The organism is Actinomycetota bacterium (assembly GCA_035640355.1).
Lineage (GTDB): Bacteria > Actinomycetota > UBA4738 > UBA4738 > HRBIN12 > CALGFI01.
Map to the genome: position 1 here is coordinate 70,985 of DASQWI010000002.1, position 24,345 is coordinate 95,329.

A 24,345-nucleotide genomic window follows, 5' to 3' on the forward strand; every position below is an offset into this window, starting at 1 on the left:
GGACGGCAGTCGTAGCCCCCACCACGACGAGACCACTTATCCTCCGCGCGTGCTGACCCGCCGACGCACACACCCACGCTCGTGTATCCGCGACGCCTGACGCGCCGGGACTTCATGTCCCGGTCGGCGGCGGCGGCCGCCGGCGTGTTCCTCACATCGTGCATCGGGGATCGCCTGTCGACGAGCCCAACGCCGAGGCCATCGTTCGGCGCGACCCCTGCGAGCGTCGACACGCGGTGGCCGATCAAGCATGTCGTCTACGTGATGCTCGAGAACCGCAGCTTCGACAACCTGTTCGGCCGTTTTCCCGGCGCCCGAGGGACGAGCACCGGGATGCGCTCCGGCGTCCAGGTGCCGCTCATCCAGTGCCCCGAGTGGCTCCCCGGCGACCTCCCTCACGACCTCGCCTCGTGGGAGATCGCCTTCAACGACGGTGGGATGGACGGGTTCGCCTTCGGCGAGTACGGCCGGTACTTCGCGTATTCGCAGTTCGACCGGGCCGACGTTCCGAACTACTTCGGGTGGGCCGACGAGTTCGTCCTCTGCGACAACGTGTTCGCTTCGGTGGCCGGACCGTCGTACCCGAACCACCTGTTCTTCATCGCCGGGCAGGCGGGCGGCGCGATCGACAACCCCGAGAACATCCGTACCCGAACCCTCAATGACGGCCGCGTCTTCAAGAGCTGGGGGTGCGACGCGTTCGGCGAAGACGTCTACGTGCTCGTGCGCGGCGACGATGGCGGCATCACCAAGCACGGCAGCTGCTTCCGGTTCGAAACCGTCGGCGAACAGCTCTCCCGGAGGGACATCGATTGGGCGTCGTACTCGGCCGATCCGTACGAGGCCGGCTACATCTGGCAGGCGTACTCGGCGATCGAGGACGTCTACGGCAACAACGAGCTCTGGGACGAGCACATCTGGCCGGTGGACGACCTGCTTCGCGACGTCGAGGCGAGCTCGTTGCCGTCGGTCACATGGGTAACGCCCCGCTTCCAGTTGTCGGATCATCCGCCGTTCAGCACGAAGCACGCGCACAACTGGGTGACCGACGTCGTCAACGCGATCATGCGGAGCGAGATGTGGGAGAGCACGGCGATCTTCATCACCTGGGACGAGTGGGGAGGCCTGTACGACCACGTCGAGCCGCCGCAGATCGACGAGGTGGATCTCGGTTTCCGTGTTCCGATGCTCGTGATCTCGCCGTACGCGAGGCGGGGGTACGTCGACGATGCGTTCGCCGAGTTCTCTGCGCCGCTGCGGTTCATCGCGGAGAACTGGGGGCTTCCGCTTCTCTCACCGAGGATCCGCCGCTCGCACGACTTCGAGCACGTCTTCGATTTCTCGAAACCGCCTCGGCGGCCCGACCCCCGGCCGCACGTCCGCGCTACCGGGCGGTTCTACGAGTGGCCGTCCGATTTCCCGGGGTGGCCGGAGAACCTGGACCCGGAGGCGCCGGCGATCAGGTACCCGTAGGGGTTACGCGCTCGACCGAAACGGTCGATGGCACCAGTTGCACCCACGTCCGTCCCGGCGCGAGCGTGATCTCGGCTCCGTCGCGGGTGAGGAAGCGCGTCACGTCGCCGAGCGACTCGCGCTCCCAGCTTCCGGCGATCATCCTGCCGTCTCGAAGGACGTAGGCCCGACCGGACCCGGTCTGCTCGACGTCCGGCGACGCGTTTCCGGCGGCGTCGATGATCCGGCTGTCGGTGACCTCGACGACCTGGATCACCACGTTGGTCGCCGCGACCTGGGAGCCGTCCTCGAGCGTGTGCGGAGTCGTGCCGTGCGAGCGCAGCCACGTGTCGTCACGCCGGCTCCACGACCAGTAGACGTCGGAGACGCTTGAGTAGGGTAGGTGAACGGTTCTGGCGCGACGGGCCTTGCCGTCCCACGCGTCGGAGTACCCGAACACCGGCGACGGGGCGTCGCCCGTCTTGTCCGCGGCGCGCCACAGCACCGCCGTCGTCGTGAACAGGTTGTGTGGCGCGGACCGGCTCGCGTCACGGGTATACGCATCAGCGGCGACGATGTAGTTCACGTCGACGAGCCCGGCGCGGGCGACGGCTGCCTTGACCGCCGAGACGCCGCCCGCGTACCCGAAGACGACGTCGCCGAACTGCCGCAGGTATGCCGGATCCGTCATCCGCCCGCTTCGGACCGGCCCGACGCGGTCGGAACGGCCGCACTGGAAGATCGCGATGAACCGGGTGTATCCGCCCTCGACGGGCTCCTCGACGACGATGTCGGCGTCGTTCAGGGACGCCTGCGGCCGCGATTCCGGCGAGTTCTCGACCTTGATGGCCAGTGTCGGGCGCTCCGGGACGGCTCCCCGCGGCGCGTCGACCCCCGTCAGGGGACACGTCGGCGGATCGGCCAGGCCCATCGAGGAGAACGCGTCGCGGACGAACGCCGGTGCCCGGCCCGGGAAGAGCGTGAAGTATCCGACGGTGGCGCCGGTAACGACGACGGCCACGAGCGCGAATGCTTTCGCGCGTCGGGTGAACCGGCGCGTTCGGGACCGCCGTCCGGATGGGCGGGCACGCATCCAGATCTCCTTCGTACATCAGGACTCACCGCGCGCGGGCGGCGAGTTCGGCCGCGCGATGCTAGCGGTCGGCCGGCGCGCCCTCAACGACCCGGCTCGTCCTTTGCCGGATCGTCACATCTCCTCCAGGCGCCGGATCCGTTCCTCGATCGGAGGATGAGTACTGAACAACCGCTCGAGCGAGCCCACCCGTTCGCCCTCCACTCTGGATGGCTGGTTCAGCCACAGATGCGCGGTCGCGTTGTTGGCCGAGTGCATGCGGATCCCGCTCGCCGCGCCGATCTTGCGGAGGGCGCTGGCCAGACCGGGCGGGTAGCGCGTGAGGAGCGCGCCCTGCGCGTCGGCCAGGTACTCGCGCTGTCGCGAGACCGAGAACCGGATGATCTGCGCGAAGATCGGCGCGAGGATCAGCAACACGATGCCGACGGCGAAGATGATCGCCTCGGCCCCGCCGCCACCGCGATCGCCTCCCCGCCTCCCCCGGAACCCGCCCCACCACCACGACCGAGTGAAGAACTCGGAGAGCAGGATGACCGCGCCCGCGAGCGTCGCGACGACGGTGCCGACCAAGATGTCGCGGTCGACGACGTGGGCGAGCTCGTGGCCGACCACGCCCTCGAGCTCCACACGGCTCATCGTCTTCAACAGCCCGTCGGTGACGGCGATCGACGCGTGCTCCGGATCTCTCCCCGTGGCGAACGCGTTCGGCGCGACCTCGGGCACGACGTACACACGCGGCTTCGGGATCCCGGCCGCGATGGAAAGACCCTCGACGATGTTGTGCAGGCGCGGCTGCTCGTCGGGGGTGACCGGTCGCGCACGCGTCGAGGCGAGGACGACGCGGTCCCCGTAGGCGTACGAGCCGATGGAGAGCCCGATCGCCACGACGAGCGCGATCACCAGTCCCGCGGGCCCCGACTGCCAGATCAGGCCGAGCGCGTAGCCGACCGCACCGAGCAGGATCACCGCGCCCGCGATCAACAGCCACGTTCGCCTGCGATTCGAGGCGATCTGCTCGTACACGCGGCGCCGCTACGAGAACTCGACCGTGGCCGGTGCGCGCGCCGGGTCCTCGATGTCGAAGAACTCGCGCTCGCGGAACCCGAACGTGCCCGCGATGACGCTGCTCGGGAAGGAGCTGATCAGCGTGTTCAGCCGCATGACCTGATCGTTGTAGAACTGACGCGCGTAGGCGATCTTCGACTCGGTGCCGGTCAGTTCCTCCTGGAGCGCGAGGAACGCCTGGTTGGCCTTCAGATCGGGATACGCCTCCGCGACCGCCATCAGCTTGCGGAGGCCCTGGGTGATCTTGTTCTCTGCATCGGCCTGATCCGCGACGGCCGAGGCGTCGATCGCCCGCGCGCGCGCCTCCGTCACGCTTTCGAACAGCCCGCGCTCGTGAGCCGCGTACCCCTGGACCGTCCGCACGAGGTTCGGGATCAGGTCATACCGGCGACGGAGCTGCACGTCGATCTGGGACCAGCCGTTGTCGACACGGTTCCGCAGGGCGACGAGGCGGTTGTAGATGAGCACGGCCGCGACGAGCGCGATAATGAGGACCGCGACGACGACCCACCCCCAGGCCGGCACGCGGGCGATAGTAGCAACCGCTTGCTCACGGCCTACTCGTCCGTTCGTAGACCGCCTCGATCCGGGGCGTCACGACGTCCCAGGAAAACTCGCGTGCGCGCTCGCGTCCGGCACTCGACAGCTCTCGGGCGAGCGTCGACTCGCGCAATACACGCGCGATCGCCGACGCGACCGCTTCGTGGTCGGACGGAGGTGTGAGCAACCCATCGATGCCATCGTGGATCACCTCGCGGTACCCGGGAATGTCCGAGGCCACCACGGGCAGTCCCGCAGCGAGCGCCTCGACCAGCACGATGCCGAAGCTCTCGTGGCCCGTCGCGGGTGCGACGAAGACGTCGCACGCGACGTGGTAGCGCGGCAGTTCGACGTTTTGAACCGCGCCAAGCATGTCAACGCGCGCGCGGATCGCGGGGGACAGAAGTTCGAGGGCGTCGCGGCCGCGTCCCTCCCCGGCGACCACGAAGACGAGATCGTCGAACTCCGTCGCCAGACGTGCGAACGCGCGGACGGCGACATCGAATCCCTTCTGCGGATCGAGGCGGCTGGCCCACAGGAGCCGGCGGCCGGCCGGCAGATCGCCTGCGGGCTCGGCCCGCGACCAGCGATCGACATCGATGCCGTTGGGAACGACCTCGATACTGCCGTCGATGACGGGCGCCACGAACTCGGCAGCCGCTTCGGACACGGCGATCGATGCGCCCAGCTTACGGGCGACCGAGCGAAGGAACGGCGCTGCGACCGCGAGCAGCCTCGATCGCTCGTGGAAGGCGTGGAAGGTAGCGACCGCGGGCGCGCTCGACGCCAGGACCGTCAGCATCGATGTGCTCGGCGAGAATGGCTCGTGGGCGTGCACGACGTCGGGTTCGAACACGTCCACCAAGCGCCGGATCCGTCGCCAGGACGCGCGCGAGAAGCAGATCGGGGCAACCTTGCCGCCGTAGGGAACGCGGATCGGTCTGCCCACGATGTGGACTTCCTTCCCCGAGGCGCTGGTCCGGCCGGGCGTCAGAACCAGTGTTTGGTGTCCACGCGAACGCAGCGCCGCGGCCAGCTCGCGAACGTGGACCTGCACACCGCCGGGCGCGCCCCAATCGTAGGGGCACGCGAGGAGGACCCTCACGGCGTTCGCGCGCCGTTCCACCCCGGCTGGAACATGTGCCAGTCGGCCGGCTTCGCCGAGATCGCGCGCTCGAACTCGGCGGCCATCGCCTGCGACAGCGCGCGCACGTCCTGCCGCGTATCACGCGTCCGGTCGATCTCGATCGGGGAACCGATCCTGATCTCCCAGCCCTCGTCGAGCGTGTAGACGGGACAGACCAGCAGCGGCGCGCCGGTCGCGAGCGACAGCACCGCCGGACCTGCCGGGACTCGCCACGGCGCGCCGAACATCTCGACCTCCACGCCGCGCCCCGTGAGATCGCGATCGGCCACGAGCGCGACCAACCAGTTGTCGGCGAGCAGTTGCTTCAGCTGCGCCCCGACGTGCCCGTTCTTCGACAACGGAACGATGCGCATGCCGAGCTCCTCCCGATGTCTCAGGAACAGGTCCGATAGTCGCCGTGGCCGAAGCTCCTCGGCCACCGACGCGATGCGGTAGCCGTTCAGGGCCAGCCAGTGGCCGGCGACGTCCCAGTTCCCCATGTGCGGCAGGACGCACACGACGCCGTTCCCCAGCTCGAGCGCCTCGTCGATGTGGCGGATCTCCGCGACCCGAGTGCGCGCGTTGACCTCCTCGGGCGTCGCCACCCGAACGCGGAACGAGTCGTACCAATACCGCGCGTACAGATCGAAGGCCTCGCGCGTCGAGATCTTCACGCGCACTTCGTCGACGTCCAGCCCGAGGGCGCGCGCTTGGTTCGCGGCAACCGTCGCGCGAACGCCGTCGAGCCTTGCGTGCGCGATGCCGCCGACGGTCGAGAAGGCCCAACGCCCCACGGCCGGCGGCAACGACATCGCCAGCACCTCGAGCCCCCGATACGCCCAGTACGCGAGCGTCTCGCGCCACGTCTCGTCTCTCACGGCACGTTTGCCACCGTCACCGCTCAGGCGCGTTCCTCCTTCGCCACCTGGCTCGCCCGAACCACCGCAGCCAGCGCCGTTACGCCTGCCACGACCCAGATCGCCCACGATGTCCAGCCGAAGATCAACGCGATGGAGAGCAATCCGTAGCGGAGGATCGGCGTCACGACACCTTCCTCGATGCCGTAGCCGAGCGAGCCGCCCTTCGCGCGGATGTACGACGCGAGGAAGCCCGCGGCGAGCGCAACGAGCGCTCCCGCGGCCACCGCCGGGCTCGATGTCCGCGTCACCCAAGCAAGCGCGGCCAGGATGCATCCGTCGAAGGCCCGGTCCGAGAACGACAGCGCGACTCGCGCGCGTCGATCGCCGCTCCGGAGCAACGTTCCGCCGAGGACGAGGCACGAGCCGGCGACGAGCGCGGCCCACCCGGCCGCCCGGGGATCCCGAGCGATCAGCAGCCAAGCGGAGACGACGACGGCGAGCATCGCGGCGGCCGAGAGCACCAGTACGGCAGCGCGCTCGCCGACCTGCCCGCGTACGCGCATGTCCACGACGCGCGCGAGCCTATCATCGGTAGGATTCCGCCCTACTCGAGCCCCGCGCACGCACGTTCACGCATAGGAGCCCGGATGAAGACCTACGACGCCAGTGAGATCCGAAACGTACTTCTCGTCGGCCACGGTGGGTCGGGCAAGACGACGCTGCTCGAGGCCATGCTGTTCACGTCCGGGGCGACCACGCGGATGGGACGGATCGAGGACGGCAACACGGTCGGCGACTTCGAGCCGGAAGAGGTGAAGAAGGGCATCAGCGTTTCGCTGTCGATGGCTCCGATCGAATGGAGCGGCGTGAAGATCAACGCGCTCGACGCGCCGGGCTACGCGGACTTCATCGGCGACGTGCGCACGGCGATCCGGGCCGCGGACGCGGTTCTCCTCGTCGTCTCGGCCGTCGAGGGCGTCGAGGTTCAGACCGAGGTCGCTTGGGAACTCGCCGTCGAAGCCGGCCTGCCGCGGGCGATCGTCATCAACAAGCTCGACCGCGAACGAGCGTCGTTCGAGCGCACGCTGGACGAGCTCGTGCAGGCGTTCGGCACGCAGGTCGCCCCGCTGGAGCTACCCCTCGGGGAGGAGCACGACTTCGATGGTGTTGCCGACCTGCTTTCGCGCAAGGCGTTCCGCTACCCCTCGGGCGCGACGGCCGACGAGGGCGACTGGCCGGAGGAAATATCGGGCCAGGCGGACAAGTTCCGGGAGAAGCTGATCGAGGCCGTCGCCGAGTCCGACGACAGGCTGATTGAGAAGTACCTCGAGGAGGGCGAGCTCTCCCACGACGAGGTGCTGAAGGGCGTCAAGACAGGGTTCGCCGAAGCCCGCATCGCACCGGTGCTCTGCGCCGCCGCGGCGAAGCCGATCGGCGTCGACCGGCTGCTCCACTTCATCGCGGACGAGTTTCCCTCGCCCGTCGACCGTGGTCCGATCACGGTGACGACGAAGGCCGGTGAGGAGAGACAGCGCGACGCGGACGCGGGTCAGCCGCTCACGGCGTATGTGTTCAAGACCGTCTCGGACCCCTACGTCGGACACATCACGATGTTCCGGGTGTACTCGGGGAGGGTCCGCCCCGACTCGACCGTCTACAACGCAACGAAGGGAAGCGAAGAGCGCGTCGGACAGATCTTCTCGCTGCGGGGGAAGGAGCACGACACCGTGGCAGAAGTGCCCGCGGGCGACATCGGTGCGGTAGCCAAGCTCGCACACACGACGACGGGAGACACGCTGGCCACGAAGGACGACCCGGTCGTCGTTCGCGGCGTGGACCTGCCCGAACCGCTCCTGGCGTTCGCCATCTCACCGAAGACGAAGGGCGACGAGGACAAGCTGTCGACCGCCCTTTCGCGCCTTCGCGAGGAGGACCCCACGCTCCGCATCGAGCGTTCGGAGGAGACGCACGAGACCGTGATGTACGGGATGGGCGAGGCCCACCTCGACGTCCAGATGGAACGCATGAAGCGCAAGTTCGGCGTCGAGGTGAGCGTGGCGCCGGCGAGGATCCCCTACCGGGAGACGATCCGCGCCGCGGGCAAGGGGCTCGGCCGTCACGTCAAGCAGACGGGCGGGCACGGCCAGTACGCGGTGTGCAACATCGAGATCGAGCCGCTGCCACGCGGCGGCGGGTTCGAGTTCGTGAACAAGATCTTCGGTGGGGCGATCCCCAGCCAATTCATCCCCTCGGTCGAGAAGGGCGTCGTGAGGACGATGGCCGAGGGCGTGATGTCGGGCTATCCGATGGTCGACATCAAGTGCGCGCTCCTCGATGGCAAGTTCCACACCGTCGACTCATCCGACATGGCGTTCCAGATCGCCGGGTCGCTCGCGCTCAAGGAGGCCGCGCAGGCGGCGGGCGTCGTGCTGCTCGAGCCGATCGTCGAGCTCGAGGTCGTCGTCCCCGAAACGCATACCGGCGACATCATGGGCGATCTCAACTCCAAGCGCGCCAAGATCCAGGGCATGGAGTCGGCCGGAGCGGGCAAACAGCGGATCAAGGCGCTCGTGCCGCAGGCCGACGTGGCACGCTACGCGATCGACCTGCGATCCCTGACCGGAGGGAGGGGCGCGTTCACCATGCGGTTCTCGCACTACGAAGAGGTGCCGACGCATCTCGCCGACAAGATCATCGCCGAGGCGCAGCGCGTGCGCGAGGAGGCGCAGAAGAAGTAGCTCGCCGCTCGCGTCCGGAGATCAGTCCTCGTCGAAACGCGGCCGCAGCTTGGCGAACGTTTGGTCGAGAAGCTCCGGGAGCACCCGCGTCTCCCCCACGACTGGCATGAAGTTCGTGTCGCCGCCCCATCTCGGGACGACGTGCCAGTGGGCGTGCTCCGGCATGCCTGCGCCGGCGGCACGCCCCAGGTTCAGCCCGATGTTGAAGCCGTGCGGCTCGGAGGTCTCTCGCAGCGCGCGAACGGATCGATTCAGCAGCCGCGAGATCGCCGCGCTCTCCTCCGACGTCAGGTCTTCCAGGTCGCCTGTGTGCCGGACGGGCAGCACGAGCATGTGTCCGGGGTTGTACGGGTACTTCGCGAGGGCGACGAACGCGAGCTCATCACGCGCGAGGACGCGCTCGCCGCTCGACCCCTCCGCCTCCAACAGCGCGCAGAACACGCACCCATCGCCGTCGTTCTCCCGCGCCGACTCGATGTACTCCATCCGCCACGGCGACCACAGCCGCTCCACCGGCTAGCTCCCGAACGACGTACCCGTCAGCCGCCGGGTCCGCGCCTCCTCGACGAGCGCCGCGACGAACTCGTCGAACGGCACGCCCTTCGTCTCTGTCCCCGCTCGGTCCCGAACCGTGAGCTCGCCGGACTCCACCTCCCGATCGCCGATCACGAGCACGTACGGCGCCTTCATGAGCTGTGCGGCTCGGACCTTCTTGCCGACCGTTTCGCTCGACGCGTCGACGAACGGCCTCAGCCCCGCTTCCCGCAGCCGCGAAGCGAGCGTCTCCGCGTGGCCGACGTGGCGATCGGCAACGGGGACCAGCCACACCTGCTCCGGCGAGAGCCATAGCGGGAACGCGCCGGCGTAGTGCTCAATAAGCACGCCCGAGAACCGCTCGATCGACCCGAGGATCGCTCGGTGGACCATGATCGGACGGTGGCGCTGGTTGTCCTCGCCGACGTACTCCATCTCGAACCGTTCTGGAAGGCCGAAGTCGCATTGCACCGTCGTCAGCTGCCATGGGCGCCCGATCGCGTCGTGAAAGTGGAAGTCCACCTTCGGGCCATAGAACGATCCTTCGCCCTCGGCCACGTCGTAGCTCATTCCACTCTTCTCGAGCGCCGTGCGGAGCGCCTCGGTCGCGCGTTCGGCCATCTCAGGCGTCACGATCGTCTCGCCGGGAAGCGTCGAGAGCCGAACCGTCGGTTCTGTGAACCCGAACGTCCCGAGGATCTCGAGCGTCAGGTCGAATACACCGAGGATCTCGTCGACGAGCTGGTCCTCCCGGCAGATGATGTGCGAGTCGTCCTGCGTGAAGCCTCGGGCCCGGAGCAGACCGTGGACGACGCCGATCCGCTCATGGCGGTAGACGGCGCCGAGCTCCGACAGCCGCATCGGCAGATCCCGATAGGAACGGATCTGCGACTTGTACACGAGCACGTGGAACGGGCAGTTCATTGGTTTGACGAAGTAGCCGGGCTCGCCCTCACGCCTCATCTCCGGATACATGAGATCGGCGTACTTAGTTGTATGCCCCGATGTGTCCCACAGCTCCCTGCGTGCGATATTCGGCGTCACGACGAGGTCGTAGCCGCGCTCGAGATGTAGGTCGCGGACATAGTCTTCGAGCTGCTTTCGGAAGACGCCGCCCCTCGGATGCCACACGGCAAGACCCGGCCCCAGCTCCTCGGGGAACGAGAACAGGTCGAGGTCGCGGCCGAGCTTGCGGTGATCGCGCTTCTCCGCTTCCTCGAGGCGCCGGAGATACGAGTCGAGGTCCCCTTCGGTCGCCCACGCCGTCCCGTAGATCCGCTGGAGCATGGGCTTCGTCTCGTCGCCCCGCCAGTACGCGCCGGCGAGCTTCATCAACCTGAACGCGCCGAGCCGTCCCGTCGACGGAACGTGCGGACCAAGACACAGGTCCGACCACCCGTCGTTGCGATAGATCGTGACCGTCTCACCGAGCGCGCCCTCGCTTTCGTCGAGGCTCTCGATGATCTCCCGCTTGTACGGCTGGTCGGCGAAGCGCTGGAGCGCCTCCGAGCGTGAGACCTCCTCTCGGATGAACGGCTGGTCGGCCGCCACGATCTCGCGCATCCGATCCTCGATCTTCGGCAGGTCGGATTCGGAGATCGGTCCCGGCAGCCCGAGGTCGTAGTAGAAGCCGTCGTCGATCGGCGGCCCGATCGCGTACCTCGTCCCGGGCCACAGGTCGCACACCGCCTGCGCCAGCACGTGTGCGGCGGAATGCCGAAGGACGTGCAGCCCGTCGGGCTCGGCAGCGTCGACGGGTTCAGCCTTGCCGTCGTCGGACGGAACGAACGACAGGTCGACGAGCTCGCCGTCGAAGCGCGCCGCGATCGCTCCCGCCGGAAGGACGGATCCGATCGGTTCGCCCTCGGGCAGCTCGCTGGAACGATCGTCTTCGAGCTCGATGCGCGGCATCACCGCATGATATCGGCCGGTCCGAGCGCGCTTGCTACTCGTACGCGATGGCTTGCAACAGGTTGAGGCGGGCTGCGCGTCGCGCCGGAAGGAACGCGAACATCCATCCGAGGATGGCCGCGGCGATCACGTAAGCGGCGATCTGGCCGCCCGGGATGCCGAGCTCGGTGAACCCCTCGGGCGCGAGGGCCTGCTGCATCGCCCACCCGAAGGCGATGCCGACGACGACGCCGAACAGCGCTCCCATCACCGAGATGATGCCGGCCTCCCGCCGGACCATCGACCGCGTTTGCCGTCTGGTGAGCCCCACGGCGCGGAGCAAGCCGAGCTCACGCGTCCGCTCATAGATCGACAGGTACAACGTGTTCATCACGCCGAACAGCGCGATGAACACCGCCAACAGGAGCAGACCGGTAACCAGGTTGAGCACGGTATTGAGGAACGTCGTGTACTGGTCGCGGAACTCGGCCTGATCCTGCACCTCCATGTTCGGATACGCCTGGAGCGCGCGCTCGAGCTCCGGACGGACCGCTGCGGCGTTCGTTCCCTGCTCCACCTTGACGAGCACGAAGATGTCCAGCTGCTGGGCCACGACGTTCTCGTCGAAGGTGTCGAGCGAGATGGCCCAGTCGCCGATCAACCCGTTCTCCTCGTAGATCGCCACGATCTCCAGATCGATGTCGCCCGTCGCGGGGAACTGCGCGTGGACGACGTCGCCGACGCTCCACCCGTTGTCCTGCGCGTGGTCTTCGAAAACAGCCAGCGTGTTCGGCTGCGACAGGTCGGCGATCGATCCACTGAGGACCCCCGCCTCTGACACGGCGGAGAACGTGGTCGGATCGATCCCCGACAAGAAGGCTGTCCCGCGGTCAACCTTGGCTTCCGCCTGGCGAACCTGCGAGACCGTCGCCACCCCGGGAACGTCACGAACATCCTCGGCCGCGGAGGTGCTGAACCCGGTGAACGTCGGCGACGTGAGGATGAAGTCGGCCCGAAGTGTGCGGTCGAGGACCGCCGAAGTCGAAGCCTTCGCCGACGCCCCGAAGACCGCCACGAACACCACGAGGCCGAGGCCGATCATCAATGCCGACGCCGTTGCCGCCGTTCGGCGCGGGTTGCGGATCGCGTTCTCCCGGGCGAGCTTGCCCGGAACGCCAAGTGCCCGCACCGGTATACCGATCGTCGCAGCCACCGGCCTGGCGATGAGCGGCGTCAGCATCGCGATGCCGATGAACGTCAACGCCACGCCTGCGCCCACCAGCTGGAGCGCGTTGTCGGGCGTCCCGAACAGGCCGTATGTCAGGAGACCGACCCCAACTGCGAGCACGACGGCGCCGCTCACGAGTCGGAACCGAAGTGACCGGCCGGGACGGTCCTGTGCCTCTCGAAGCGCCTCGATCGGCGCGATCCGAGACGCGCGACGCGCGGGGACGACCGCGGCCACGACGGTGATGACCGTACCGACCACGATCGAGACGACCACCGTCCGAAGCTGGATCACCGTTCCCGACGAGGGCAGGTCGACGCCGATCGATGACAAAAGACCCTTCAGGCCGATGGCGATCCCTATGCCGACGACCACACCGATGGCCGAGGCCACGACCCCGACGATGAACGCCTCGGCGACGACCGTGCTCAGCACCTGTCGTCCGGTCGCACCGAGCGCCCGGAACAGGGCGAGCTCTCGCGTCCGCTGCGCGACGATGATCGCGAACGTGTTGAAGATGATGAACGCCCCCACGAACAGGGCGACGTAGGCGAACACGAGAAACGCTGTGCGGAGGTACCCGAGACCCTCGCCGATCTGGTCCTGCTGCTCCGTGATGACCGTCGACGCGGGGACGGCCTCGATCCCATCGGGGACCGCGGCGGTGACGCGGTTGGCGAGCGCGGTGCCCGATTCGCCTTCGTCGGCCACGACGGCGATCGAGTCGAGCTCACCTTCCTTCCCCAGGACCCGTTGTGCGGTGGGGAGGTCGAACAACGCGAAGGTCGCGCCGAACAAGCTCCCCCCCTCCCCGTAGCCGGCGATGCCTACGACGTCGAACTCCCCCGGCGGCCCCTCGAACAGGATCTCCACTCGGTCGCCGATGCCGATGTCGTTGCTCTCAGCCGATCCTGAATCGATCACCACCTCGTCGTCGCCTTGCGGCGCTCGGCCCGCCTCCACGGTGAAGCCAGTCAACGTGTCCCACGACGCCGCGGCGGTCGGAGGCCCGAACGTCCCGATGACCTTCCCTGTCGCTGGGTTCACGATCTGCGCGTAGCCGATGACATCGCCAACGGCCCGGTCCACACCGGGGACGTCCTCGACCGTTGACAGCACCGAGTCCGGCATCGCCTCGCGTTCCTCCAGGCTGCTCGTCTGTGCGGTGAACGCACTCTCTCGACGTACGAGGACATCGATCTGCGCGTAGCCGGTGTCCACGAGATCGTTGAACGCGGCCGTCATCGTGTCGGTGAGGACGTACGTGCCGGACATGAAGCTCACGCCGAGCAGGACGGCGAGGCCCGTGAGGAGCAGCCGGACCTTGCGCGCCAGAACGCTGCGCAGCGCCGCTCGGAACACCTACTTCTCCAGAGCCTTCAGGCGATCGAGGATGCGCTCTGTCGTGGGCTCGAGCATCTCGTCCACGATGTTGCCGTCCTGAAGGAAGACGATCCGGTCGGCGAACGAAGCGGCGACGGCATCGTGCGTCACCATGACGATCGTCTGTCCGTGCTCGTTCACGGCGGACCTCAGGAACTCGAGCAGCTCGACGCTCGCCTTCGAGTCGAGGTTCCCCGTCGGCTCATCGGCGAAGACGATGTCCGGCCTGCTGAGCAGCGCCCTCGCGCCGGCAACACGCTGCTGCTGTCCCCCGGACAGCTCGCTCGGATGGTGCGACAGCCGGTCGCGGAGCCCGACGGTGTCGACCACGGTGTCGAACCACCCCGGGTCCGGCTTGTCGCCGGCGATGTCGAGCGGGAGCGTGATGTTCTCCGCCGCCGTGAGCGTGGGAACCAGATTGAAGGTCTGGAAGACGAAGCCGACCTTCTCACGCCGTAAGAGGGTCAGTTCCTTCTCGGAAAGCGACGTGAGGTCGACGTCGCCGATGAAGACGTTGCCGCTCGTCGGCGTGTCGAGCCCGGCCATGCAGTGAAGGAGCGTCGACTTGCCCGACCCGGACGGTCCCATGATGGCGCTGAACCGCGCCCGCTCGAACGTGACGGATACGGAGTCGAGCGCGCGGACGGCAGCATCGCCCGCGCCAAAGATCTTCGTGAGATCGACGGCGCGCGCGGCGACCGTGGTCGCCGGCGCGACCGCTGGGCTGCGTGTTGTCGACATGGGTCCCCCCTCGTGTAAGGGACCACGCTATCGAACGGAACATGAACCGACGACGACGGGACGGTGAATCTACGTGGTGGGCGCGGCAGGTTTTGAACCTGCGACCTCTTGCGTGTGAAGCACCTTCACGCCCATTCGCCGGCGGCCGCGTGACCTGCGGATCTACCGAATGACCTGCTCAGGGCATGTAACGCGCGAAACGTGTTGAGACGCTAGAAACGGGTGGAACGCATGGGATGTACGCCGATGTACGCGCTCCGGCCTGTCACCTACTCGGATCCCGCAGCATCCCGATAACGAGCGCCCGCGCGGCGCGATCGTCCTCAAGATCGATCAGTAGCTCGCCAAACGTCCGCGTTGCCGGGTTCGCCCAGAACTCCCCGATCCGCCAGGCACGGTCGAAGTCCGGCAGCATCAAGACGTGGAGTAGCTCTGCTCGAGCGGCTGGCGGCATCGCATCGAGCCGGTCGCTGAGCCACTGCTCGAGCTCGGGAATCGTCGGCACGCGAGAAACGCTAGTCGAGTCCACTGACCGTCGCCGCGGCGTGCGGTCGGACGGTCCACTGGTTTTCAGTGTGTCGCCACGCCACTGGGATCACCGCGAACCGGCGCCGCACGGCCTTCTCGTGGTCGGAGCGGAGTGAGCCATGCGGCCGTTGGAAACGCGCTCTTCGGACGTCCTAGACTCTTGCCGCCTACGGCGGGGGTCGCGATATGGCAATGTGTCCAAACGGTCATCCAGTTCAGGCGACTCAACAGTTCTGTCCAGAGTGCGGCGCTCGGATCGAGCTACCTGGAGACCGCCCCGAATCGGAGTTCCCGCCCGCCACTGGTCCAATACCGCCACCACCGGAGGCTTCCAAGCGATCGCGCGCCCCGTACGTTCTCCTGGCTGCCATTGGAGGCGTCATCGTCATTGGGCTGCTTCTCTGGCTTGTTCTCTCGAGCCGTGGCGGCCCCGTGGGGCCGCTGGCCGAAAAGCACGACATCACTGGGACACTGTCGGCACCCGAGTGCGGTGGGGGCTACGACATCGAGAACGCGAGCGTTCACATCCGTGACGAGTCCGACAAACTGATCGGTAGCTCCAGTACGGGCTTCGACACGACAAGCGGAGCTGGGTGTGAAGTCGCGTTCACGGTTCGCGACGTCCCGAGGGCGTCGTTCTATCAGATCAGGATCGGCACTCACGACGGGCCGAGCTATTCCCACAGCGAGATGCGGTCGGCCAACTGGGATCTGGAGTTGGCGCTGGACTAGGTCGCTCGAACACTCTCTCGGGACTGCCGTGCGGAGCCTCGACGTCCTATTGGGTCTCAGGACTCAGCGCGTCGCCGGGACATTGGGCCCACACGGAGCCGGCGCCCCATGGGAGACCCGTCCTCCAGTCGCACTGAAGCGCTCGATGGATGGCGATTTGACAGCCGACCGGCCGACATGCTCTCTGAGGCAACCAGCACGATTTTGGAAGGTGATCGTGGTGAGGAACGCTCGGTCGCTCGGTGTTGTCCTCGTTGTTGCCCTGGCTGTCGTGTTTCTCGGCGCTCCCGCGGCCGTCGCGGCGCTGCCGACGATTACATCGTTCAACCCAACGAGCGGCCCGATCGGTACCTCGGTGACGATCACCGGGACCGGCTTTCAAGACACATCCGTGGTAACCGCAGTCGAGTTCAACAACGTCGCCGCGACCTTCACCGTCAACTCCGATACGCAGATCACGGCGACCGTTCCCGCCGGAGCCACGGACGGACCCATCGACGTTACGGATTCCGAGGGGACGGCGGTCAGTGCCACGAACTTCGACGTGACGCCGTCGCCGCTCCCCACGATCACGTCGTTCAGCCCAACGAGCGGCCCGGTCGGAACGAGCGTCGTCATCACCGGCACCGGGTTCACCGGAGTGAGCTCGGTGACCTTCAACAACGTGTCGGCGGCATTCGTCTTCAACTCGGACACGCAGATCACCGCCACGGTGCCGACGACGGCGACGACCGGCCCGATCCGTGTCACGACGCCCGGGGGCACGGCGACAAGCTCGACGAACTTCACGGTCCAGCCCGCCCCCACCATCACGTCGTTCACCCCGAGCCAGGGCGCGGTCGGAACGACGGTTTTGATCACCGGCACCGGGTTCACCGGAGTGAGCTCGGTGACCTTCAACAACGTGTCGGCGGCATTCGTCTTCAACTCGGACACGCAGATCACCGCCACGGTGCCGACGACGGCGACGACTGGCCCGATCCGCGTCACGACGCCAGGTGGCACCGCGACGAGCGCGGCGAACTTCGTGGTTGATGGGCACGGCGACCCGGAGCCCATCGAACGGCATCGAAGCAATGTCACGCTGCGGCTGCGCGGCCATCTCGCCGCGACAGGGCAGGTGAACGTCCCAGATGGGACCAACGCATGCGAGCGTCGCCGCCTCGTGAAGATCCAGCGAAGGAGCGAGGGCAACTGGCGAACGGTCGGCAAGGACCGAACGACCGCCAACGGCTCCTACCGAGAGAGCCTGCCCGATCGCGAAGGAAAATACCGCTCGGTCGTCTCGAGGAGCAGGCTGGTCAACGGCGATCGTTGTCTGGGCGACGTGTCGCGCGCACGGACCCACAACCACCCGACAGTGAGTGACGGCGATGACGACCGTGAACCGAGCTGCACGGCCGGCTACTCTCCGTGCATTCCACCTGGCCCCGACGTGGACTGCGCTGGCGGTACAGGCGACGGCCCACGGTACGTAATGGGGCCAATTCGTGTAACCGGCTCTGATCCCTATGGCCTCGATGGCGACAACGACGGGATCGGCTGCGAGTGATGTCGGGTTGGGCGTCGCGTCGCCGGGAAGATCACTGGTCGATGGCTTAGGCGCCTCTTGAGGTATGGCGTGGAAACCCCAGGGTTTGATTCGTGACTGACGAGAAGGAATCCGCGCCGAAGGGACGGGGGCGTAGAACCGCCCCCACGGCACCGGACGACCAATCCGCCGTCGAGCCACGCCCAGCTGAGAGTTCCTTGCCAACCTCGATGCGCGCGTTCCTTGATGGACTCGCACTGACCGCCTCACAACAGGAGGCGTTTCACTCAGCCCTAAAGAAGATGGCGGACGATCAGGCTGCGATGGCAGCAGCGATGACCGAACCGATTCGTGCAGCCTTGAACCAATCGGCTAGTACGGTCTGGGCCAAAATCAGCAGAGATCTAGCCGCTGCCGCGACGTTACCTACGTTCACCTCATCACGTCGCTCCGAAGTACCTGAACCGCGCAGGCCGGAAAAGGCCATTCCACTCGACATCAAGCTCTTCGACCGCCACGCGCCGAAAGATTGGGAGAGTCAACTGTATGCCTCGGACGTCCGAGCTGCGCTGAAAGATGGAAGACCCATACACGTCGCCGTTGTTGCGGCCGACATTCGGTCTTCGACGGTCTTGATGAAGGAAGCGGTTAGCGCCCGAGCGTTCGCAGATGTACTCGGATCCTTCGTCGAGAGTGCGCGGGCCATCGTCCGTGAGAAAGGAGGTTGGTTCGACAAGTTCACAGGAGATGGCTTCCTCGCCTTTTGGCCCTACAAGAATGGCACGCTTGAAGACACGCTTCCGAATCTCTTGGAGGCTGTGAAGGGTGTCTTCGCGGCGTTCTACACAGACGCGATCCCGGCATTTAGGTCGAACTCTCAGAACTTCCCCGAAGAAGTCGGGCTGGCGATTGGAATGGCTGCCGGTCCTGCTTCCCTCGGAGACATTCTTGGCCCCGCTCTCGTCGGGGCTGCCGTCGTTGGCGCGGCCCGCATGGTGAAACTGGCTCCCTCTAAGAGGACCTTTGCGAACGCGTATCTGGGCGAGATTCTCTCCGCGGCATCACAGGATGACGCGCTTGGCATCTCGGTTGACTGGGAATGGCTGAAGGTCGAAGAGCAGTCGAGTCGCGCCGCCGTGTACTCCATATCGTTCAACGACTTCGAGTTGCCCGAGTAGCACTCGGAAAGACGTCATTACGCGCCAGATGAAACGCTATTCAGCGTTCGTGGTCGCGAGACCAAGGATGTCTGACGTATCGTCCCTAACACTCTTCCGCTGAAGCCCCTACTCCGTTTCAGTCAACGATTCGATCGTCGTCGACGCCATTCCTCCTCAAGATGCTGACTATGTGCTCCGTACGAATCTCGAGGTGCTCCATGAGCTCAGCGGTAAGGGCTTCGATCGCTGCCCTATGGCGTCGAACAGCATTGCTCGAATCACTCCGCGAGCTGAGTGCAAGCCTGTCTCGCCAATATCCAACCTTCATCCAAGCATCGCGCCTCAGCCGTCCCTCCCTGTCGAATGCCTCACCGAAGTCCTCCGTCTTTAGCTGCATGAGGAGCCGTTCCTCTTCACGCCTGTCGAAAGTCGCGTGAATGCGCGCGGACTCACCGTCAACATCGAACGCCAGTTCCGCTTGCTCACCCGCGGCAGTGATCATGAGGCGATGCTTGATTGGTCGACCACGAATCCGCGCGCTACTCCCCGGCAGGTGCCATGTCGACGTTGTCGGCTCATCGTGATGCACGCGCCCGGCTGTATCGCCGCGGGTAACGATGCTCGCCTTATGGACGATTACCCCTACGACGTACGCGACTAATGCGTGTCCCGCCTCGTGAATCGCCGTGATCTCACGGTCGGAGCGGTCGCTCACAACCACCTGTCTCGATGTCAGCATGGCATCCATGGGAAGCATCAATTACCTCGCACTCCCGATCTCGACGACATCGGCGGACGTCGCCGCCACACTTCCCGTCGAGTGGTACATCTCGTCGAGCCGCTCGTCGGTACGTGATCGTCGACTCTCGAGAACCGCCGCATACCGTCGCAAAGTGACGGACGGATCGGTGTGGCCCATCAGCCGAGCAACCTCGACGACATCGGCGCCGGCGGTCAGCATCATCGTCGCGCACGTATCTCGCAGGTTGTGCGGCGTCGGTCTCCACGACAGGCCCGCAGCGCGCACGGCCGGATCGAAGACTCGGCGTCGGTAGTTGCCGGGGCGCAGCGGTCCGCCCTCCGGCGACGTGAACACAAACGCTCTGGGATTTGTCGGGCTTGAGAACGCCGCGAGATGCTCGGCGAGGATGTCTCTGAGGAACGGAGGCAGGCTGATTGTCCGGTTCCCCTCGGACGTCTTCGGTGGTCCGATGATGACCTTGCCGGAGACCTCGACGAGGTTCTCATCGACCCGCAGCCCGCCGCGCATGAGGTCGAGATCATCTGTCCGCAATGCTGCAAGCTCACCGATCCGCAAACCGCGGAACCCCATCACGTACACGGCCGCGCGGAAACGTTCGGGGTGCGCATCCGCGAGCGCGCGCAGCTCCTCGGGCTCGAGCGCGCGAGCTGCGAGTGGCTTCGGTGGTCGGTTACGGATAGCGCGCGCAGGGCTTCTAGCGATCACGTCGAAGTCGATCGCCCGGTTGAGCATCGTTCGAAGAAGCTGCGTCGCGTGGTACACGGTCGACTCCCCCGCTCCTCTGTTCCGCAGTGCACCGCGCCATGACGCGACGCGTTCGGGCGTCAGCGCGTTGAGCGGGATGCGTCCGAGCGACTCGCTAGGGGGAAGTGCCTTCGGACTCGTCGACGTTCCTCCGCTGCCGATGTAGAGCTCGAACCACTTGCGATAGGCGGCGAGTGTCGTCGGACGAGGTGGATGCTCGAAGCTCGCGAGGAACTGAGGCCACCACTCGTCGACCGTCATGCGGCCTCGACTCGAATCGAATACTTCGCCGCGCGACCGCGAGACTGTGAAGTTCGCGAGGTATGTCTTTGCCTCTCGCTCTGTCGCGAACGTCCGCTGTCTGTGATGACCTCCCTCGCGCCAGCGGATGAGCCACCGGCTGTTGTCGAGCTTCTTCGGATAGTCAGACTTTCTTGGCACTCGTTCCTCCCTTCCGCTTTGGTCCAGATTTGGTTGTCGTGCGTTTCGGGGCGCCGCGATAGACCTCACCCTCGGCCGACAAAGAGGAAGACGCGCGAAGTCGGGCCTCAGCCAGATGGGTAATCGCCTGGACGGATTCGAGTGCGTCCTTTGCGAGTTCGCCTGCGCGAGCCAACGCCTCGAGCTCGACGATTGTGCCCGCGACTTCCCCTCTGTGGATGATGGCCGGAAGATCCTGTGTCGAGACCGTCTGTCCTCCTGAGAACACGAGCTCTGCTTCGCCGTTGCCGTGGAAGAAGAAGCCGAGCGGCTGCTCGAGGCAAGCGGACAAAGCGACGAGTTCCTCAGCGGCGAACGACCGACGCCCGAGCTCTGCCGCCGAGATTTGCTGTTTGGCCCACTTCCCAATCCAGGGCTCGAGAAGCTCGCCGAGTTGTCGCTGCGTCAGACCGCGCATGCGTCTCGCTTCAGCAAGTCGTCGCCCGATCAATTGGGCCGGAGTCATATCGGGAGCCTAAGCCGATGTGGAGGGAGAGTCAACACAGATGCGACCTGTCAGCCATTACTTGACCGAAGCCTGGAGTCGGTGATAAGAAAGGCACCACGGCGCGCAGGGACGTAGTCCCAGGGGTCTTTCCGCCGGACCCGGAACTGGCGCGAGCACCACGGCTGATTCCGCCCAGCCAAGCGAACTCAGGACATCGAGGAGCAGCTTGGTGGGAGCGAAGACAGCCGAGCCCAAGTTCAGCGGCGAGCGACTGCGTACGGCACGAGAAACCCAGGGTCGCGGTCTACGCGCAGTCGCGCGCGAGGCCGGCGTGGATCCCGGCCAGCTCAGTCGGATCGAGCGAAGCCTCGAACGACCCTCCACGCGGACGCTCCTGCGCCTTGCCCGCGTCCTAAACCTGCGCGACCTCGAAAAGGCTCTCGGGTCTCTGTACGAGAGGAACGGCCGCGCGTGACTGAGCGCACCTGGCCGCCCGACGTCGACGAAGAGGATGTCGTGCGTGACAAGGGCGAATCCCTTGACAACAAAAGCAGCCTGGGCCGGGACGTCGAGGACGAGTTGACGATCGAGCAGCGACTCCAGCACATCGACGAGCTTCTCGGGCTCGCGCCGACGCCGAGCGTTGAAACGGAGTTCGAGCCGCCGGACACGACCGACGATGACGAGGAGGACAGCGATGCAGACGGGCGCTGACAAACTCGCCCAACAGAGCGAGGACGCATACCGCGAGGCGATGGGTGAGCTCCTCGAACTCACTCAAGCGACGGACCCTGAGATCGGGGATCTCCCCGAAGACCAGGAGGAGCGCGACGCGCTCATCGCTCAGCTCCACGAGCAGCTCGGCGACTTGTCGCAGTACACAGTCGATGACCTCGTCTCACAAGGAATGGGCGCCGATCTTCCGCCGCGACTCCGTGAAGCGTTCGACGCGACGATAGACGAGCTCGAATCGGCCGGTCCGGGCGAAGGCCACGCCATCCTGCGACGCGCCGCGGCGCTGCTCGCATGGCGGGATCACGAATACCAGCTCGCGCGGCCGCTGATGAACGTGCTTCGTCGGTCCGAGAAGAACCTCGGGCCGCGCGGAGCATTGATCACAACTACATACAGCGACGGGCGGCGAACCGTGCAACGCATCACCGGCGAGGAGATTGCGCAAGCCGAGGAAACGCAGCGGCAGCAGGAGGACGAGCAGCGCCGCTTCCCGTACGGACGACCCGACAGAGTCGGGACCGTGACCTTGAAGCCCGAGGACGTATCGCGATGGCCTGCCGACCGGTTCTACTCCTTCTCGCGCCGCTACCCCGATCTCGCGGACACGTTGCTCAAGGGTTTGCCGGTTCGTTGCCTAGGCGGGCGACGCCGGCTCAAGAGCGCCAGTTCTGGGCTCTCGTCGCTGGCGGGATGGGCGCTGCGCGGGCGGCCGTCGAAGTCGGCATGTCGCGCCAATGGGGCTGGCGAAAGCACCGAGGCGTCGGGCCGTCCAAATCGATCGCCGAGCGCGAGCGTCTTGACGAGGCGCAGCCCGACCCAAAGACGTGGGACGAACTCGACGGTGGTGTCCGAGATACGCTTGCCGACTTCTCGCTCTTCGCCGAGACCTTTCTCCTTCGGCGACCAGTTCCGTGGCGCAGGGATGCCGCAGAGCGTGTCGTGGACGCCCTGCAGGACCGAACGAGCCGCTCCTACATGGTGCTGAACATGCCGCCGGGCTCCGGCAAGAGCACTCTGTTCACGCACGACATCCCGGCCTGGTTGATCGCTGGCGGCGGTCTGTGCGATCCGCTGCGCGGGCGCGCCGTCCGCATCATGCTCGGGTCGTTCGGATACCGATCGGCGACGCACTACGTGGAGAGGATCCGGCGCCTGCTCGAGCCCCCGCGGCCGTTCTACGACAAGGCGACGCAACGCCGGGCGGAGCTGTCGCTCGTTCAAGCCTTCGGTCGGTTCAAGCCACGACAGCAGGGCATCGCTTGGAAGGCCGACGAGTTCATCGTCGAACAGCTCGAGGCGATCGACCTATCCGAGAAGGAACCGACCGTCCAGGCGGCATCTCGCGAGTCGGGATTCCTCGGTGAACGCGTGGAGCTCGCGCTATGGGACGACCTGGTCGTGACGTCGCTCGTGCGCTCCGTAGAGGTTCGCACGGAACTTGGCAGATGGTTCGAGGACGAAGCTGAGACTCGCGTAGAGCCGGGCGGTGCGCTGCTTCTCGTCGGTCAGCGTCTCGGCCCCGACGATCTGTATCGAAGCCGGCTTGACGTGAGCTACGCCGACGATGATGGCGTCGCGCGCCGCAAGTACACTCACGTGAAGTACCCCGCGCATCACGAGGCGACGTGCGACGTCGCCTTGCCGAACGGATCGCATCGGCAGTGGGATGCGCGCGAAGACGGCTGCCTCCTCGACGCCGAACGGCTGCCGTGGTCGGAGCTCCAAGCGGAACGGTCGTCCAACGCTCGGAAGTTCCGTCTCGTGTACCAACAGGAGAACGTGGATCCGGCCGGCGCGCTGGTCGACCCGGCGTGGCTCGACGGAGGCGTCGATCGCGACGGCATCCTCGCGCCAGGGTGCTACGACTCAGAGCGCGGCTTCATGCAGTGGCCGGAGGGAGTGTCGGGACTCGTCGACTACTGCACGATCGATCCGTCCGCCGGCAACTTCTGGGGCGTCGAGTGGTGGGCGATCCAGCCGGAGACGAAGGTGCGCTACCTGATCCGAGGACTTCGCTCGGCGCGGTTCAAGGCCGGCGACCTTCTCCAGTGGGATACGTCACGGCACGACCTGTCCGGGCTGATGCAGGAGTGGCAGGCGCTCTCGGTCGAGCTTCATCACGCGATCCGGTGCTGGGTCATCGAGGGGAACTCGGCGTTCAAGCACCTCATCCAATACGACCACTTCCGCGTTTGGCAGCGACGTTGGGGCGCGGCAGTGATCCAGCATCAGACGCAGCGCAACAAGTGGGATGAGCAAACGGGTGTCGAGGCTCTGATGCCGCCTCTGTATCGGCAGGGGCTCAAACGATTGCCAGCCAGCCGTGGCGACATGGACGCGCGGGGGTTCACGATCAGGTTCGCGAAGGAACTCACCGAGTATCCCGAGTCGGCGACGAAGGATCTCGTCATGGCCGACTGGCAAGCCGAGTGGAACATGGGGAAGATCCTCGCGGTGGGTCGCCGCTCGACCGGCCGTGCGGCTGCAGACGCGAAACTCCCGCCCTACCTCGAGACACGTCAGCACGAGATCGAGTTCGAGGAAGCCCTCAGGTGAGATCGGTGCGAGACCTCC

21 protein-coding genes are annotated in these 24,345 nt (G+C 66.3%); 7 read left to right on the forward strand and 14 right to left on the reverse strand.

Translation table 11 applies throughout. The features are described 5' to 3' along the window. The first annotated feature begins 81 nt into the window (after positions 1-81). Positions 82-1,473, forward strand: a complete 1,392-nt coding sequence (locus tag VFA08_01080) for an alkaline phosphatase family protein (protein ID HYZ12189.1) — start codon at positions 82-84, stop codon at positions 1,471-1,473. On the opposite strand, the gene VFA08_01085 is transcribed toward VFA08_01080, so the two are convergent. From VFA08_01085 to VFA08_01110, 6 genes are all read right to left on the reverse strand, one after another. Next, positions 1,460-2,473, reverse strand: a complete 1,014-nt coding sequence (locus tag VFA08_01085) for a DUF3048 domain-containing protein (GenBank protein ID HYZ12190.1) — start codon at positions 2,471-2,473, stop codon at positions 1,460-1,462. The two genes, VFA08_01080 and VFA08_01085, sit on opposite strands and share 14 nt — an antisense overlap. 186 nt (positions 2,474-2,659) lie before the next feature. After that, complete coding sequence (locus VFA08_01090) at positions 2,660-3,568, reverse strand: M48 family metalloprotease (protein ID HYZ12191.1); 909 nt, start codon at positions 3,566-3,568, stop codon at positions 2,660-2,662. A gap of 9 nt (positions 3,569-3,577) precedes the next feature. Then, positions 3,578-4,135 (reverse strand): LemA family protein, encoded by a 558-nt coding sequence (locus VFA08_01095; GenBank protein ID HYZ12192.1) that lies wholly within the window; start codon positions 4,133-4,135, stop codon positions 3,578-3,580. A 25-nt stretch (positions 4,136-4,160) separates the two neighbouring features. Further along, positions 4,161-5,255 (reverse strand): glycosyltransferase family 4 protein, encoded by a 1,095-nt coding sequence (locus tag VFA08_01100; protein HYZ12193.1) that lies wholly within the window; start codon positions 5,253-5,255, stop codon positions 4,161-4,163. Continuing rightward, a complete protein-coding gene (locus VFA08_01105) occupies positions 5,252-6,154 on the reverse strand; it encodes a phosphatidylinositol mannoside acyltransferase (protein HYZ12194.1) in 903 nt (300 codons plus the stop codon). The genes VFA08_01100 and VFA08_01105 overlap by 4 nt, the downstream gene beginning before the upstream one ends. Positions 6,155-6,177: 23 nt before the next feature. Beyond that, positions 6,178-6,705, reverse strand: a complete 528-nt coding sequence (locus tag VFA08_01110; protein HYZ12195.1) for a hypothetical protein — start codon at positions 6,703-6,705, stop codon at positions 6,178-6,180. A gap of 78 nt (positions 6,706-6,783) precedes the next feature. Between VFA08_01110 and fusA the strand changes: the two genes are divergently transcribed. After that, complete coding sequence (gene fusA, locus VFA08_01115) at positions 6,784-8,874, forward strand: elongation factor G (protein HYZ12196.1); 2,091 nt, start codon at positions 6,784-6,786, stop codon at positions 8,872-8,874. A 21-nt stretch (positions 8,875-8,895) separates the two neighbouring features. Here the strand turns inward: fusA and VFA08_01120 are convergent, their stop codons facing one another. The 5 genes from VFA08_01120 to VFA08_01140 form a co-directional block, all read right to left on the reverse strand. After that, positions 8,896-9,387 carry an HIT domain-containing protein gene (locus VFA08_01120; GenBank protein HYZ12197.1) on the reverse strand — a complete coding sequence of 164 codons (492 nt, stop codon included), beginning with the start codon at positions 9,385-9,387 and terminating at the stop codon, positions 8,896-8,898. A gap of 3 nt (positions 9,388-9,390) precedes the next feature. Beyond that, positions 9,391-11,319, reverse strand: a complete 1,929-nt coding sequence (thrS, locus tag VFA08_01125; GenBank protein ID HYZ12198.1) for a threonine--tRNA ligase — start codon at positions 11,317-11,319, stop codon at positions 9,391-9,393. Between the two features lie 34 nt (positions 11,320-11,353). Then, positions 11,354-13,888, reverse strand: coding sequence for an FtsX-like permease family protein (locus VFA08_01130; GenBank protein HYZ12199.1), 2,535 nt, complete (start codon positions 13,886-13,888; stop codon positions 11,354-11,356). Further along, positions 13,889-14,650, reverse strand: a complete 762-nt coding sequence (locus tag VFA08_01135; GenBank protein ID HYZ12200.1) for an ABC transporter ATP-binding protein — start codon at positions 14,648-14,650, stop codon at positions 13,889-13,891. Between the two features lie 265 nt (positions 14,651-14,915). Beyond that, positions 14,916-15,155, reverse strand: coding sequence for a hypothetical protein (locus VFA08_01140; GenBank protein ID HYZ12201.1), 240 nt, complete (start codon positions 15,153-15,155; stop codon positions 14,916-14,918). A 455-nt stretch (positions 15,156-15,610) separates the two neighbouring features. Here VFA08_01140 and VFA08_01145 point away from each other — a divergent pair, with 455 nt between their 5' ends. From VFA08_01145 to VFA08_01155, 3 genes are all read left to right on the forward strand, one after another. Beyond that, a complete protein-coding gene (locus VFA08_01145) occupies positions 15,611-15,910 on the forward strand; it encodes a hypothetical protein (protein ID HYZ12202.1) in 300 nt (99 codons plus the stop codon). A gap of 220 nt (positions 15,911-16,130) precedes the next feature. Further along, positions 16,131-17,462, forward strand: coding sequence for an IPT/TIG domain-containing protein (locus tag VFA08_01150; protein ID HYZ12203.1), 1,332 nt, complete (start codon positions 16,131-16,133; stop codon positions 17,460-17,462). Positions 17,463-17,554: 92 nt separating this feature from the next. Beyond that, positions 17,555-18,619, forward strand: coding sequence for an adenylate/guanylate cyclase domain-containing protein (locus VFA08_01155; GenBank protein HYZ12204.1), 1,065 nt, complete (start codon positions 17,555-17,557; stop codon positions 18,617-18,619). Between the two features lie 118 nt (positions 18,620-18,737). Here VFA08_01155 and VFA08_01160 read toward each other — a convergent pair whose 3' ends face one another. The 3 genes from VFA08_01160 to VFA08_01170 all read right to left on the reverse strand — a co-directional run bounded on the left by VFA08_01160 (position 18,738) and on the right by VFA08_01170 (position 21,054). After that, positions 18,738-19,103 carry a hypothetical protein gene (locus tag VFA08_01160; protein HYZ12205.1) on the reverse strand — a complete coding sequence of 122 codons (366 nt, stop codon included), beginning with the start codon at positions 19,101-19,103 and terminating at the stop codon, positions 18,738-18,740. A 258-nt stretch (positions 19,104-19,361) separates the two neighbouring features. Continuing rightward, complete coding sequence (locus VFA08_01165; protein HYZ12206.1) at positions 19,362-20,549, reverse strand: site-specific integrase; 1,188 nt, start codon at positions 20,547-20,549, stop codon at positions 19,362-19,364. After that, positions 20,533-21,054 (reverse strand): helix-turn-helix transcriptional regulator, encoded by a 522-nt coding sequence (locus VFA08_01170; GenBank protein HYZ12207.1) that lies wholly within the window; start codon positions 21,052-21,054, stop codon positions 20,533-20,535. The genes VFA08_01165 and VFA08_01170 overlap by 17 nt, the downstream gene beginning before the upstream one ends. A 453-nt stretch (positions 21,055-21,507) precedes the next feature. On the opposite strand from VFA08_01170, the gene VFA08_01175 reads away from it, so the two are divergent. Beyond that, the gene (locus VFA08_01175; protein HYZ12208.1) at positions 21,508-21,750 is read left to right on the forward strand and encodes a hypothetical protein; all 243 of its coding nucleotides are present in this window, start codon (positions 21,508-21,510) and stop codon (positions 21,748-21,750) included. Between the two features lie 711 nt (positions 21,751-22,461). Then, positions 22,462-24,327 carry a hypothetical protein gene (locus VFA08_01180; GenBank protein ID HYZ12209.1) on the forward strand — a complete coding sequence of 622 codons (1,866 nt, stop codon included), beginning with the start codon at positions 22,462-22,464 and terminating at the stop codon, positions 24,325-24,327. Positions 24,328-24,345: the final 18 nt, after the last annotated feature.